Below are 13,780 nucleotides of genomic sequence, written 5' to 3'. Positions count from 1 at the left end.
TGGGCCATGGACACTTCCGAGCTCCGCACCCTCCTCACCCCCGACGGGCTGCGGCTGCTCGACTCGCTGCCGCCCTTCGATCAGAAGGCCGATGTGGTGTCGCAGGTGGCGCGGCTGCGCAAGGAGGGGCACTCCCCCGAGCTCGTCGCGGCCGTGCTCAGCCAGGCGAAGCTGCGCGCCAAGGGCCACGCGAAGTTCGGCGACTTCGCCGACAGCATGCTCTTCACCGAGGCGGGCCTCGAGCAGGCGACGCGGCTTGCGGTGGCATCGAGCCACGCCGGGCGCTTCCGCAAGGCCGGTGTCACCCGGGTCGCCGACCTGGGCTGCGGCATCGGCGGCGACGCGCTGGCGTTCGCGGCGCTCGAAATGGGCGTGGTCGCCGTCGACCGCGACGAGGTCACGGCCGCCATAGCGTCGTTCAACCTCGCCCCGTGGAGCGCCGCCTCCGTCGTGCACGCCACGGCCGAGGAGGTCGACCTCGACGGCGTCGACGGCGTCTTCCTCGATCCGGCGCGCCGCACCGCCGGCACCGGCCAGACCTCCCGAATCCAAGATCCCTCGCAGTGGTCGCCCACCCTCGACGTCGCGTTCGGCTTCGCCGAGCGCTTCCCGACCGGCGTCAAGCTCGGTCCCGGCGTCGACCGCGAGCTGCTGCCCTCGGACGCCGAGTGCCAGTGGATCTCGGTCGACCGCTCGGTCGTCGAGGTCGGCGTCTGGTTCGGCCCTCTCGCCCGGCCCGGCATCAGGCGGGCCGCACTGGTGCTCGGCCCCGACGGCCCGGCCGAGATGACAGCGCCCGGCGACTCCGACGACGTCGAGGTCGGCGAACTCGCCGAGTTCGTCTACGAGCCCGACGGATCGGTGATCCGGGCCCGCCTCATCGGCGACCTGGCCCGATCGCTCGGCGCGACGACCATCAGCCGCGACATCGCCTACCTGACGGCGCCGACCTCGGAGCCGACGCCGTTCGCCCAGTGCTTCCGGGTGGTCGAGACGCTTCCGCTCGACGAGAAGCGCCTGCGCCAGGAGCTCAAGACGCGCGGCATCGGCCGGGTCGAGATCAAGAAGCGGGGCGTCGACGTCGACCCGGCGGCGTTCCGCAAGCGGCTGCAGCTCAAGGGGTCGAACGAGGCGACGCTCATCCTGACGCGCGTGGCGGGGCGGCACACGGCGCTGCTCTGCGAGCGCGTCGCCTGACTCCCTCTAGTACGGGTAGCTGCCGCTGGTGCCCTCGGTGAAGCCCTCCGTGCCGGCAAGCGCGAACAGCAGGACGAGGCCGACGATGCTCAGGATCGCGAAGACGATTCCGATGATGCCGAGCACGATTCCGGCGGTTGCAAGACCGCTGCCCTCCTGGTGCGTCTCGCGGATGCGGCGCTTGGCCAGGATTCCGAGGATCAAGGAAGCGATACCCGAGAAGCCGCCGGTGAAGACGATGGCGATGCCGGTGATGAGAGCTGCGATTGCCAGCCCGTTCGTGCCGACCGGCTGGTAGCCCCCGCCGTACGGCTGCGCCCCGTAGGGCTGCTGCGAGTAGCCCGACGTCTGCTGGCCGTACCCGGGCTGCTGTCCGTAGCCGTACTGCTGCTTGCCCGCGTCGGCGGAGCCGTAGGCCGGCGGGGTCGATCCGTACGCCGGTGGCTGCTGGCCGTAGGCGGGCGGGGTCGAGCCGTACGCGGGCGGCTGCTGACCCGTGGGCTCCTGGCCGGGCTGGTTCTGGTCGGTCATGCTGCTGCTCCGGTGTGTGATCGGTGTCGCGGGGCGGGTTGTACGCCCTCGACCCTACCGAAGGGACGCGAAAGGCGGGGCCGACGAGCGACCCCGCCTTCGCGGACGACTACTTGTTCATGTTCGCGACGACCGCCGAAGCCAGGATGATCGAGAGGATGCCGATGACGATGCCGATGGCACCGAGGATGATGCCGGCGAGTGCGAATCCGGCACCGCGCTGGCCGGTGGCCTTGATCTGGCGACGGGAGACGATACCGAGGATCAGGGCCACCAGGCCCGGGATCCCGTAGAACGACAGGACGAACGTGACTCCCACGATTCCGACGACGAGCGAGGCGACCGCGAGGCCGTTCAGCTTGCCGGCAGCTGCTCCGGGCTGGGCGTAGGCGTCATTGCTGGGCGGGGCCGCGGGGGGCGTTGAATCGGACATCGTCGTGCAACTCCTTGTTCGGGTGTGCGGCCGGGGGTTCCGTCCGAGTTCGCGCGGAGACGAACTGGACAGGACGATAGACCACGGCATTCTGAGTGCCCCTCAGGATGTACCCCGGGTGTCGCTTAGACCGCCTGCGCGCTCGTGACCGGCAGGGTCGAGTCGGCCCCGAATCCGAGCGGCGACGGGGTGCGGCCGCGGGCAGCCAGCTCGGCCCCGAGGGCAGCGATCATGGCGCCGTTGTCGGTGCACAGGGACAGCGGAGGGATCCGCAGCTCGATCCCGGCGGCGGAGCACCGCTCGGCGGCCACCTGTCGCACCCTCGCGTTGGCCACGACGCCGCCGCCGAGCAGCAGTCGCGGTACGCCCCGGTCGGCGCACGCGGCGAGCGCCTTCGTCAGCAGCACGTCGACGACGGCCTCTCGGAAGCTCGCGGCCACGTCGGCGACGGGAACCGGCTCACCGGCGTTCTCGAGCTTCTCGACGTGGCGGGCGACCGCGGTCTTGAGCCCCGAGAACGAGAAGTCGTAGCGGTGCTTCGCCAGGTCTTTCGGCAGGGTGAGCCCGCGGGGGAAGCGGATGGCCCTCGGGTCGCCCTCGGCCGCCACGCGGTCGATCTGCGGGCCACCGGGGTAGGGCAGCCCCAGAAGGCGCGCGACCTTGTCGAAGGCCTCCCCCGCAGCGTCGTCGATGGTCTCGCCGAGCAGCTCGACGTCGTCGAGCAGGTCGCGCACGTGCAGCAGCGACGTGTGGCCCCCCGACACGAGCAGCGCGATCGTCGGCAGCTCGATGGCGGTGCCGTCGTCGCGGAGCACGTCGGCGCCGACGTGTCCGACGAGGTGGTTGACGGCGTACAGCGGCTTGCCGGCACCGAGCGCAAGGGCCTTGGCCGCTCCGACGCCGACCATCAGCGCCCCGGCGAGCCCCGGGCCGCTGGTGACGGCGATGGCGTCGAGGTCGTCGAGTGCGACGCCCGCCTCGGCGAGTGCCGCGGTGAGCGCGGGCTGGAGCGCCTCCAGATGGGCACGCGCGGCGATCTCGGGAACCACGCCTCCGTACCGGGCGTGCTCGTCCATCGACGAGGCGATCACGTTGGCCAGCAGGGTGCGGCCCCGGACGATCCCGACGCCGGTCTCGTCGCAGCTGGTCTCGATGCCCAGCACGAGTGGCTGGTTGCTCACGGCAGCTCCTTCTTCATCACGAGCGCGTCCACGCCGTCGGGCATGTAGTAGCGCGGGCGCACGGCGATCCCGACGAAGCCGAGCAGCTCGTAGAGGGCCTGGGCACCGGGGTTGTCGACCCTCACCTCGAGGAAGGTCTCGCGCGCGCCCCGTGAGGACGCCTCGTCGAGCATGAGCCGCAGGAGCTCGCGCGCGATGCCCTGCCGCCGCGCCTCCGCGACCACGGCGATCGTCTGAACGTCCGACTCCGGACCACCGGGCGCCACGACGATGCCCGAGTACGCGACGACCTCGCCGCTCTGCTCGGCCACGAGGTAGAGGCACTGCGGGTTCGCGAGCTCGGCGGCCATCAGCTCGCGGCTCCACGCGTCGTTCGCGAACAGCGACTGCTCGAGGCCCATCAGCACGTCGAGGTCGTCTGCCACGGCGCGGCGGTACTCGACGCTCACGAGACGCGCTTCGGTGCGCCCGGGACCGTCACGTCGGGCGACCGCAGGTAGAGGGGCTCGTCGGCGGCGAACGGGCGCCGGTTCGCGAACAGGGTCTCGCCGAGCATGCCGAGAGCGCCGGCCGACACGGTCGTCGCCGCGGGATCCGTGCGCGTGGCGGCCTCGGCGAAGTCCGCACCGCAGGAACTCGACACCGCCTCGTCGAGCTCCGCCGGCCGGGTCAGCGCGGGCGCCCCGATCCGCACGGGGAGCCCCGCCTCGTCGAGCCCGCCGTAAGCGCTCCAGTACACCTCGCGGCGGCGCGCGTCGGTGACGACGAGCAACGGCGTCGCGGTGCCGGTCGTCGCTGGGGCAGCATCCGCAGAGCCGGTCGCCACGGCCAGGCCGCCGAGCCGCTCGAAGGCGATGGCGTCGTGGCTGACCAGCGGCAGACAGGGCTTGCCCGCGCCGAACGCGAAGGCGCGCGCGGCCGCGATTCCGACGCGCAGACCTGTGAACGGCCCGGGGCCCATGCCCGCGACGACGGCGCTGAGGCCGTGCGGCGCGATGCCCGACTCGTCGAGGCACGCGGCGATCAGCTCGCCGACGACCTCGGCATGACGGCGCGTGTCGAACTCGGTGGCCTCGGCCAGGACGCCGCCGTCGCGGTCGACCACGGCGACCGATGTGCCCGCGGAGGTGTCGATCGCCAGAAGCATGCGTCAATCGTAGTTCGCCGCCGGGGCGCGGCGCCGCGTCGGCGGATCAGAGCGGCAGCGCCACGCCGTCCCAGCGCGGCCCGTGCCCCTCGACGACCACGTGCCGCGGCTCGTCGATCTCCGCCTCGGCCTCGGTCTCCGCCTCGAGAGCGGCTGATCCCGCCCCCGTCGGCCTCTCGATCGTCACCTCGAGCCACGACTCCGTGACGCCGTCGAGCAGCCCCGCGCCCCACTCCGCGACGACGATCGACCGGTCGTAGTCGATGTCGAGGTCGTCGAGCTCGGCCGCGGAGCCCAGCCGGTACGCGTCCACGTGCACCAGCGGCGGCCCGCCGGCGTGCAGCGCGGGGTGCGTGCGTGCCAGCACGAACGTGGGCGACGCCACCTGCCCGCGCACCCCGACGCCGAGGCCGAGTCCGCGCGTCATGGTCGTCTTGCCCGCTCCGAGGGGGCCGGTCAGCACCAGCAGGTCACCCGCGCGCAGGAACCCGCCCACCCGCCGCCCGAACTCCTCCATGGCGCTCGAGTCGTCGATCGTCCCCTCCCACACGACCGTCACAGGTCAGCGCTCTCGGAGAGGCCGGCACCCTCAGACAGGTCGGCGCCCTCAGAGAGATAGGCCCGCGGCACCCGCGAGCCGATCCCCGAGCAGACCTCCTCGCCGATCGTGCCGATGACGTCGGCCCACTCTCCGACCGTCATCTCGCCGCGCGAGCCGGTGCCGAACAGGGTCACCTCGTCGCCGACCTCGACGGGGTCGTCGCCGACGTCGATCAAGAACTGGTCCATCGCGACGCGGCCGACGATGGGGTACCGCTTGCCGCGGAGGGCCACGGAGACGCCGTGCTGGGCGCGTCGCGACACCCCGTCGGCGTAGCCCACGGGGACGAGGGCGACGGTGGTCTCGTGCGGGGCGCGGTAGGTGTAGTCGTACGAGACGCCCGTTCCTGCGGCGATCCTCTTGACCCGGGCCACGCGGGCGCTGAGCGTCATCACCGGGGTGAGTCCGCGGTCGGCGGCCGAGACTCCGTCGGTGACGGGGATGCCGTAGGTGTTCGAGCCCATGCGGACCATGTCGAGGCGGAGCTCGGGGCGCTCCATGCCGGCGCTCGAGGCGGTGAGATGCCGGCGATCGAACCGCGCCCCGAGGGTGTTCGCGCGCTCGACGGCCTCGGTGAGGAGCACGGCCGAGTCGGTGTCGTCGTCGTCGGAGGCCTCGGCGAGGTGCGAGTAGATGCCTCGGAGACGGATGACTCCGGCGCCGACGAGCTCGACGGCGCGAGTGACGAGCGGCTCCCAGTCGGCGGGCAGGACGCCGTCGCGGTGCAGGCCGGTGTCGACGTTGAGGTGCACCAGCGCGGTCAGCGCCGGGTCGACGGCGCCGCCCGAATCGGGGCTCGACGCCTGCGAGACGGCCTCGACGGCGCGGGCGACGGACTCGAGCTGCGCGAGCGACGAGATGCCGAGGTCGATCCGCTCGGACACGGCGCGCTCGAACGTCTCGGTGAACGAGAACTGCCAGGCGAAGAGCGCGACCGCGTCGGGGTCGGCCGTGCCGTCCGGCCCGGCCGGCGGACGGAACCCGGCGGCGCGCAGCTCGTGGGCGTTGCGGAGGTCGAGCGTGCCGAACCAGCGGACCCCGACCTCGAGCGCGGCCGCAGCGAGGTGGGTGGCGCCGTGCCCGTAGCCGTCGGCCTTGACGACGGCCATCAGCTCGGCGGGAGCGACCAGCTCGCGCAGGCGGCCGAGGTTCGAGCGGTACGCGTCGAGGTCGATCGTCGCTCGGCGCAGCCACGGCGCAGCGGACGGCAATGTGCGGGCGCTCATCGGCAGCTCCTCGGCAGCCGCGGCGACAGCGTCGCGACGACCTCGTAGTTGATCGTGCCGGTGGCGTCGGCCCAGTCGGCGGCGGTGGGGTGGCCTGCGGCCTCGTCGCCCCAGAACACGGCCTCGTCGCCGAGGCGCACGGGGTCGGCCGGGTCGTCGGGCCCGATGTCGACCGTGAGGGCGTTCATGGCGACGCGGCCGACGACGGGGCGCATCCTGCCGCCGAGCAGCACCTGGGCGCTGTTGCCGGCGTGCCGGGCGATGCCGTCGGCGTATCCGATCGGCAGCAGCGCCAGCCGGGTGTCGACGCTCGCGCGCCAGGTGTAGCCGTACGAGGTGCCCTCGCCGGCGGGGACCGCCTTGATGCCGATGACCGGAGCCGACAGGGTCATCGCGGGCCTCAGACCGAGGTCGGCGCTGGCGCGGTCGTCGAACGGGCTCAGGCCGTACATCGCCAGCCCGAACCGCACCATCGTGATGCGCGACGCCTGGTACGACAGCGCGGCCGCCGACGCGGCGAGGTGCTGCAGCGGCGGAGTGATGCCGCGCTCGGCGAGCAGTCCGACCGCGCGCACGAACGCCGCCATCTGGTGGCCGTCCTCGTGCGGCGACGTGTTCGAGAGGTGGGTCATCAGCCCTTCGATCTCGACGACGCCCGCGAGCTCGGCCGCCCGGTCGAAGAGGGCTGGCCACTCCGACGAGGTGGCGCCGTTGCGGCTGAGCCCCGTGTCGATAACGAGATGGACCGCAGGAACTCCTGCGGCAGCACACGCCTCGAGCTGCTCCAGGTCCGAGACCGCCGGCGTGATGCGGAACGCCGCCGCCCGCTCGAACGTCTCGCCGGGTGCGTGCAGCCAGCTCAGGATCGACGCGTCGACGCCGCCTTCGCGCAGGGCCACCGCCTCGTCGAGGTCGACCACGCCCAGCCAGTCGACCCCGGCCTCCTCGAACGCCAGCGCCGATTCGACTGCGCCGTGGCCGTAGGCGTTCGCCTTGACGACGGCCATCACGGCGGCGGGGGCGACGGCGCGGCGGAGCACGTCGACGTTGTGCTGCAGCGCCGCGCGGTCGACCGCGACGACGGCCTCGCGGGTCACGAGTCGCTCTCCGCGACGACGAACGCCGTCGCGATGCCGGCGTCGTGGCTGAGCGAGAGGTGCACGCGCGTCACCGACCGGGACACGGCCAGCACCGCGGCACCGCCGCTCAGCAGCAGAGAGGGCGCGCGCTGGTCGTCGGCGCCGACGACCATGTCGTGCCAGGAGATCCCGGTCGACCCGCCGACGGCCTTGATGAACGCCTCCTTGGCGGCGAACCGGGCCGCGAGCGACTCGATCCGGCGCGGCTCGCCCTCGCGGACCAGCTCGGTCGGGGTGAACAGCCGGGCGCGCAACGCCGGGGTCCGCTCGAGCGAGCGCTCGAAACGGCCGACGTCGACGACATCGACCCCGATCCCCACGATGGCCACGAGCTACTCGACCGTGACGCTCTTGGCGAGGTTGCGCGGCTGGTCGACGTCGAGCCCCTTGGCGCTCGCCAGCTCCATGCCGAAGATGTGAAGCGGGACGACCGCGAGGAGCGGCTCGAACAGAGGCGCCGCGAGCGGGATGTGCAACACCTCGTCGGCGAACGGCAGGACCGCCGCGTCGCCCTCCTCGGCGATCGCGATGACGCGTGCGCCGCGAGCGCGGATCTCCTGGATGTTCGAGACGACCTTGGCGTGCAGCGATCGCGGGTCGCGAGGCGACGGCACGATCACGAAGACGATCTGGCCCGGCTCGATCAGAGCGATGGGGCCGTGCTTCAGCTCGCCGGCGGCGAAGCCCTCGGCGTGGATGTACGCGAGCTCCTTGAGCTTGAGAGCGCCCTCGAGCGCGATCGGGTAGCCGACGTGGCGGCCGAGGAAGAGCACGGAGCGGGTGTCGGCCATCCAGCCGGCCAGCGTCTTGATGCGCTCGCCGGTCTCGAGCACTCGCGAGATCTTCTCCGGGATGGCCTTGAGGTCGTCGACCTGCTCGGCGATCTCGTCGGCGGTCAGCGTGCCGCGGATCGTCGCGAGGTGCAGGCCGAGCAGGAAGAGCGCCGTGCCCTGCGCGACGAACGCCTTGGTCGACGCGACAGCGACCTCGGGGCCGGCGTGCGTGTAGATGACGGCGTCGCTCTCGCGCGGGATCGTCGCGCCCTGCGTGTTGCAGATCGACAGCACCTGGGCGCCCTGCTCGCGAGCGAACTTGACGGCCATGAGGGTGTCCATCGTCTCGCCCGACTGGCTGATCGAGACGACGAGCGTGTGCTCGTCGAGCACCGGGTCGCGGTAGCGGAACTCGTGCGCGAGCTCGACCTCGACGGGGAGGCGCGACCACTGCTCGATCGCGTACTTGCCGAGGATCCCGGCGTAGGCAGCTGTGCCGCAGGCGATGATGATGAGCCGGTTGACGGTCAGGAGGCGCTCTCGGAGCGGCTCCAGGTCGTCGAGGTGCACGGCGCCGTCGACGGCGCGGCCCAGCAGCGTGTTGGCGACGGCCTCGGGCTCCTCCGAGATCTCCTTCGCCATGAAGCTCGACCAGCCGCCCTTCTCGGCCGCCTTGGCGTCCCAGGTGACCTCGAACTCGGTGGCCTCGACGGGGTTGCCGTCGAAGTCGACGACGGTGACCTCGTCGGCGGTGATCGTGACGAGCTGGTCCTGGCCGATGGCCATGGCGCGATGCGTGAACTCGATGAACGCGGCGACGTCGGACCCGAGGAAGTTCTCACCGTCGCCGAGGCCGATGACCAGCGGGGAGTTCCTGCGCGCCCCGACCACGACGCCGGGCTGGTCGGCGTGCACCACCAGCAGGGTGAAGGCCCCCTCGAGGCGCTTCACGACCGCGCGAAGGGCCTCGCCGAGGTCGCCGGTCTCGCGGTAGGCGCGGGCCACCAGGTGAGCGGCCACCTCGGAGTCGGTCTCGCTCAGGAACTGCACTCCCTCGAGCAGCAGCTCTTCTTTGAGCTCGGAGAAGTTCTCGATGATGCCGTTGTGGATGAGGGCGAGCCGGCCGCCGTCGGCGAGGTGCGGGTGCGCGTTCTGGTCGGTCGGGCCGCCGTGCGTCGCCCACCGCGTGTGGCCGATTCCGGTGCTGCCGTCGGCCAGCGGCGCCGCGGTCAGGTCGTCGACCAGCATCTGCAGCTTGCCGGCCTTCTTGCGCATGCCGAGCGAGCCGTCGGGCGCGATCACGGCGATTCCGGCCGAGTCGTAGCCCCGGTACTCCAGACGCTTCAAGCCGCCGAGGAGAACCTCGACGCTCTTGTCAGAGCCGACATATCCAACGATTCCACACATGCCAGCCAGCCTATTCGACGCCGCCCGGGGACTCGTCCGCCGCTCGGCGTATAGCCTCTCTACTTATGGCCGATGCGACCGCAGCCGCTCCCCCGACCCACCCCACCCCGTTCGTCGAGATCCATCGCGACGCGTGGGCGGCGTTGGCACCTCGGGCGCAGAATCCCCTGACCGAGACCGAGCTGGTGCAGCTTCGGGGGCTGGGCGACCGGCTCGACCTGCAAGAGGTCAGCGACGTCTACGTGCCGCTCAGCCGCCTCATCAACCTGTACGCTGCCGGCGCCCGGAACCTGCATCGGGCGACCAGCGACTTCCTCGGCGAGCGGGCCCAGCGGACCCCGTTCGTGATCGGCGTCGCCGGGAGCGTCGCCGTCGGCAAGTCGACCGTCGCGCGCCTGCTCCGCGAGCTGCTCTCACGCTGGAGCGACACCCCGCGCGTCGAGCTGATCACCACCGACGGGTTCCTGTACCCGAACGCCGAGCTCGAGCGTCGCGGCATCATGGACCGCAAGGGCTTCCCCGAGTCGTACGACCGACGATCGCTGCTCAAGTTCGTCTCGCTGGTCAAGAGCGGCGCCCCCGAGGTGCGCGCGCCGTTCTACTCGCACCTCGAGTACGACATCGTGCCCGGTGCCGAGGTCGTCGTGCGCCAGCCCGACATCCTCATCGTCGAGGGCCTCAACGTGCTGCAGCCGCCCATCGGCGGTCGCCTCGCCCTGTCCGACCTGTTCGACTTCACCGTCTACGTCGACGCGCGCACCCACGACATCGAGGACTGGTTCGTCGAGCGGTTCCGATCGCTGCGCGAAGGCGCGTTCAACCAGAAGGACTCGTTCTTCCATCGCTTCGCCGAGATCCCCGAAGACGAGGCGCTCGGCTTCGCGCGGCAGGTCTGGCGGAGCGTCAACGAGCCGAACCTGAAGCAGAACGTGCAGCCCACCCGCTCGCGCGCGACGCTCGTGCTGCGGAAGGGCGCCGACCACAAGGTGGCGTCGGTGCTGCTCCGGAAGATCTAGAGGCGCCTCTCGACGGGCCTCAGCTCTCGGGAAAGCGCCGCCGACCCGAGAAGGCGAAGACGCACACGATTGCGGCCGCGACGGCGAATCCGATCCCCGTCTCGGACAGCCCCACGAGCTTCACCGCGACCCCGGCGAGGATCGCGGGGACGGAGATCGCGAGGTACGCGACGATGAAGTAGGCGCTCGTGGCCTCCGTCCTGACGGCATCCGGCGAGGCACCGGTGATGGCGCGCAGGCCGAAGCTGAAGAGGAGTCCCTGACCCGCGCCCGAGACGATCGAGGCCACTACCAGAAGGGCGAGTGACGCGAGGGGCAGGGCCACCGCCAGCAGGGCCATGCCGATGAACAGGAGCACGGCGCCGAGCGCGATGGCTCGCCGCACCGCGAGACCGCCGAAGGCGATCTGCGCCGCGGCCGACGCGATGAACAGCGAGGCCGTCACGACGCCGACGACGAGGGGCGAGTGGATGCCGAGCACGGTCCCGACGAAGTTCGGCGCGACCGATGAGAACAGGCCGCAGACCGCGAAGCCCGCCGTCGCTCCGAAGGCCGCCGCCGCGAACACGGAGCGCGCTTCGACCGGCACACCGGGCCGCTGCAGGCGGAAGCGGGCTCCCGGCTGCTTCTCCACGCTCTCTCGGATCGCGAGGAGGGCGATGCCGGCGATGACGAGAAGGACGGCGTGCATCACGAACGGCGCCCTGGTCGGCCACGGCGTGAGCTGCGCCACGAGTCCTGCGAGGAGCATGCCGAGGCCGAGGCCGCCGATGTTCGCCGCCGTCGCGAGAGGTCCGGCGATGCGGCGCTTCGAGTCGGGTGCCGCCTCCAGGACGGCGACCGTGCCCGTGCTGGTGAGGATGCCCGCAGAGAATCCGGAGATGATGCGGCCGATGAAGAGCAGCGACTCGGCCGTGCCGATCGCGAAGAGCACGGCGCTGAACAGCGAGAGCACGATGCCCGCGAGGAGCAGCGGCTTTCGCCCGACGACTTGACTGAGGCGGCCGACCGTCACGAGAGCCACGATGACACCGCCGGCGTACACCGCGAAGAGCACCGTCGTCGTCGAGCCGCTGAAGCCGAACTCCCGCTGCAGCTCCGGGTAGACGGGCGTCGGCAGCGTGGTGCCGATCATGACCACGGCGAAGACGAAGAGGGTTGCGGCGAAGCCGAGAGTCGAGCGAGGGTTGGACGTCACCGCTCGACGGTACCGCTCCGGAGTCGGCTAGGCGGGCGTGGCGGCCAGCTGCACGCGGACGACGTCGGCGAGACGGTGCGCGATGCGGTCCGCGTCGTCCTGCGACGCCGCCTCGACCATGACGCGGACGAGCTGCTCGGTGCCCGACGGGCGAAGGAGCACCCGCCCCGAGTCGCCCAGCTCGGCCTCGGCCTCGGCGACGGCTGCGGCGACGACCTCGTCGCCGTCGAGGGCCGAGCGGTCGACGTCGCGGACGTTGATCAGGATCTGCGGGAAGACGGTCATGACCGAAGCGAGCTCGGCGAGCGACTTGCCCGTGCGGGCCATCTCGGCCACGAGCGAGAGGCCGGTGAGGATGCCGTCGCCGGTGGTGGCGTGCTGCTGGAAGACGATGTGGCCCGACTGCTCGCCGCCGAGGCTGTAGCCGTGCTCGTTCATGGCCTCGAGCACGTAGCGGTCGCCCACGCCGGTCTCGACGACCGCGATCCCGTTGTCGCGCATCGCGCGCTTGAGGCCGAGGTTCGACATGACGGTGGCGACGAGGGTGTCCTGGGCGAGGTCGCCGCGCTCCTTGAGCGCGATGGCAAGGATCGCCATGATCTGGTCGCCGTCGATGGCGGCGCCCGAGGCGTCGACAGCCAGGCACCGGTCGGCGTCGCCATCGTGGGCGATGCCGACATCGGCGCCGTGCTCGAGCACGGCGGCGGCGAGCTGGTCGAGATGGGTCGAGCCCACGCCGTCGTTGATGTTGATGCCGTCGGGGTCGGCGCCGATGACGGTGACACGAGCACCGAGGTCGTGGAAGACCTCGGGCGAGACGCCGGCGGCCGCGCCGTGGGCGCAGTCGAGCACGACGTGGATGCCGTCGAGGCGGTTGCGCACCGCGCCCATCAGGTGCACGACGTAGCGGTCTTCGGCATCGGCGAACCGCCGGATGCGGCCGACGTCGCCACCCACCGGCATGAGCCGGGGGGCGTCCATCGTGGCCTCGATGCGGTCTTCGACCTCATCGGGCAGCTTCGTGCCGCCGAACGCGAAGAACTTGATGCCGTTGTCAGGAGCCGGGTTGTGCGACGCGCTGATCATCACGCCGAAGTCGGAACCGGAGTTCTCGACGAGGAAGGCGAGAGCCGGCGTCGGAATCACCCCGGCATCGAGCACGTCGACCCCGGAGGACGCGAGACCTGCGGCCACCGCAGCGGCGAGGAACTCCCCCGAGATGCGAGGGTCCCGCGCGAGGACGGCGACAGGACGTCGCCCCTCGGCGCGGCGGGCATCGGCGTGATGCCCCTTCGTGAGCACGACCGCGCTCGCCTGGGCGAGACCCAGGGCGAGCGCGGCCGTCAGCTCACGGTTGGCAAGGCCCCGAACTCCGTCGGTTCCGAAAAGTCGCGTCATCGCGAAGCCTCGCCAGGTGTTAGCGCTTGGAGAACTGAGGAGCCTTACGGGCCTTCTTGAGACCAGCCTTCTTGCGCTCCTTGACGCGAGCGTCGCGGCTGAGGAAGCCCGCCTTCTTCAGCTCGGCGCGGTTGTTCTCTTCATCGATCTCGTTCAGCGTGCGGCTGATGCCGAGGCGGAGGGCGCCGGCCTGACCCGAAGGGCCACCGCCGGAGATCTTCGCGACGACGTCGTACGAGCCGAGCAGGTCGAGGACCTTGAACGGGTCGTTGATCAGCTGCTGGTGCAGCTTGTTCGGGAAGTAGTCCTCGAGGGTGCGGCCGTTGACGACGAAGTTGCCGGTGCCGGGGACGAGGCGCACGCGGGCGATGGCCTGCTTGCGACGGCCGACGGCGCCGCCGCCGACGGTCAGGACGGGGCGGGGAGCTGCAGCAGCGACAGGAGCGGCGCTCTCGGTCGTGAAGCTCTCGGGGGTGGATTCGATGGAATCGGCGATGCTAGCCACTGTAATAAGTCCTTTAGGTCTTCAGCGG

The 13,780-nt window shown here is 71.4% G+C and carries 15 protein-coding genes; 2 read left to right on the top strand and 13 right to left on the bottom strand.

Annotated features, from left to right (window positions below; all coding sequences use genetic code 11):
- The first annotated feature begins 6 nt into the window (after positions 1-6).
- The gene (locus EDF46_RS14345) at positions 7-1,197 is read left to right on the top strand and encodes a class I SAM-dependent methyltransferase (RefSeq protein WP_123506973.1); all 1,191 of its coding nucleotides are present in this window, start codon (positions 7-9) and stop codon (positions 1,195-1,197) included.
- A gap of 6 nt (positions 1,198-1,203) precedes the next feature.
- Here EDF46_RS14345 and EDF46_RS14340 read toward each other — a convergent pair whose 3' ends face one another.
- The 10 genes from EDF46_RS14340 to glmS form a co-directional block, all read right to left on the bottom strand.
- The gene (locus EDF46_RS14340; protein ID WP_123506972.1) at positions 1,204-1,728 is read right to left on the bottom strand and encodes a DUF4190 domain-containing protein; all 525 of its coding nucleotides are present in this window, start codon (positions 1,726-1,728) and stop codon (positions 1,204-1,206) included.
- Between the two features lie 109 nt (positions 1,729-1,837).
- Positions 1,838-2,161, bottom strand: coding sequence for a DUF4190 domain-containing protein (locus EDF46_RS14335; RefSeq protein ID WP_158614264.1), 324 nt, complete (start codon positions 2,159-2,161; stop codon positions 1,838-1,840).
- Positions 2,162-2,286: 125 nt separating this feature from the next.
- A complete protein-coding gene (tsaD, locus tag EDF46_RS14330) occupies positions 2,287-3,342 on the bottom strand; it encodes a tRNA (adenosine(37)-N6)-threonylcarbamoyltransferase complex transferase subunit TsaD (RefSeq protein WP_233580045.1) in 1,056 nt (351 codons plus the stop codon).
- Positions 3,339-3,791: a ribosomal protein S18-alanine N-acetyltransferase gene (gene rimI / locus EDF46_RS14325; protein ID WP_123506970.1), complete on the bottom strand. Its 453-nt coding sequence runs from the start codon at positions 3,789-3,791 to the stop codon at positions 3,339-3,341. Before rimI ends, tsaD begins: the two co-directional genes overlap by 4 nt.
- Positions 3,788-4,489, bottom strand: coding sequence for a tRNA (adenosine(37)-N6)-threonylcarbamoyltransferase complex dimerization subunit type 1 TsaB (tsaB, locus tag EDF46_RS14320; RefSeq protein WP_123506969.1), 702 nt, complete (start codon positions 4,487-4,489; stop codon positions 3,788-3,790). The genes rimI and tsaB overlap by 4 nt, the downstream gene beginning before the upstream one ends.
- A gap of 46 nt (positions 4,490-4,535) precedes the next feature.
- Positions 4,536-5,048 carry a tRNA (adenosine(37)-N6)-threonylcarbamoyltransferase complex ATPase subunit type 1 TsaE gene (gene tsaE, locus EDF46_RS14315; protein ID WP_370454111.1) on the bottom strand — a complete coding sequence of 171 codons (513 nt, stop codon included), beginning with the start codon at positions 5,046-5,048 and terminating at the stop codon, positions 4,536-4,538.
- Entirely contained in the window at positions 5,045-6,316 is a 1,272-nt protein-coding gene (gene alr / locus EDF46_RS14310; RefSeq protein WP_123506968.1) for an alanine racemase, read from the bottom strand. Before alr (EDF46_RS14310) ends, tsaE begins: the two co-directional genes overlap by 4 nt.
- Positions 6,313-7,413, bottom strand: coding sequence for an alanine racemase (alr, locus tag EDF46_RS14305; protein ID WP_123506967.1), 1,101 nt, complete (start codon positions 7,411-7,413; stop codon positions 6,313-6,315). The genes alr (EDF46_RS14310) and alr (EDF46_RS14305) overlap by 4 nt, the downstream gene beginning before the upstream one ends.
- On the bottom strand, positions 7,410-7,784 hold the full coding sequence (locus EDF46_RS14300) for a holo-ACP synthase (RefSeq protein WP_233580044.1): 375 nt from the start codon (positions 7,782-7,784) through the stop codon (positions 7,410-7,412). Before EDF46_RS14300 ends, alr (EDF46_RS14305) begins: the two co-directional genes overlap by 4 nt.
- Positions 7,785-7,787: 3 nt before the next feature.
- Positions 7,788-9,635, bottom strand: a complete 1,848-nt coding sequence (gene glmS, locus EDF46_RS14295; RefSeq protein WP_123506966.1) for a glutamine--fructose-6-phosphate transaminase (isomerizing) — start codon at positions 9,633-9,635, stop codon at positions 7,788-7,790.
- Between the two features lie 65 nt (positions 9,636-9,700).
- Between glmS and coaA the strand changes: the two genes are divergently transcribed.
- Positions 9,701-10,651: a type I pantothenate kinase gene (gene coaA, locus EDF46_RS14290; protein ID WP_123506965.1), complete on the top strand. Its 951-nt coding sequence runs from the start codon at positions 9,701-9,703 to the stop codon at positions 10,649-10,651.
- A gap of 19 nt (positions 10,652-10,670) precedes the next feature.
- Here coaA and EDF46_RS14285 read toward each other — a convergent pair whose 3' ends face one another.
- Genes EDF46_RS14285 through rpsI form a run of 3 tightly spaced genes read right to left on the bottom strand, consistent with a single transcriptional unit; the run spans position 10,671 to position 13,752 of the window.
- Positions 10,671-11,849: an MFS transporter gene (locus EDF46_RS14285; protein ID WP_199738284.1), complete on the bottom strand. Its 1,179-nt coding sequence runs from the start codon at positions 11,847-11,849 to the stop codon at positions 10,671-10,673.
- A 27-nt stretch (positions 11,850-11,876) separates the two neighbouring features.
- Positions 11,877-13,247: a phosphoglucosamine mutase gene (gene glmM, locus EDF46_RS14280; RefSeq protein WP_123506964.1), complete on the bottom strand. Its 1,371-nt coding sequence runs from the start codon at positions 13,245-13,247 to the stop codon at positions 11,877-11,879.
- Between the two features lie 19 nt (positions 13,248-13,266).
- The gene (gene rpsI / locus EDF46_RS14275; protein ID WP_123506963.1) at positions 13,267-13,752 is read right to left on the bottom strand and encodes a 30S ribosomal protein S9; all 486 of its coding nucleotides are present in this window, start codon (positions 13,750-13,752) and stop codon (positions 13,267-13,269) included.
- Positions 13,753-13,780 lie beyond the last annotated feature (28 nt).

It is taken from the genome of Frondihabitans sp. PhB188, assembly GCF_003752365.1.
Taxonomy (GTDB): Bacteria; Actinomycetota; Actinomycetes; order Actinomycetales; family Microbacteriaceae; genus Frondihabitans.
Note: the sequence above shows the minus strand (reverse complement) of the source record. Positions and strands in the feature narration are given on the sequence as shown.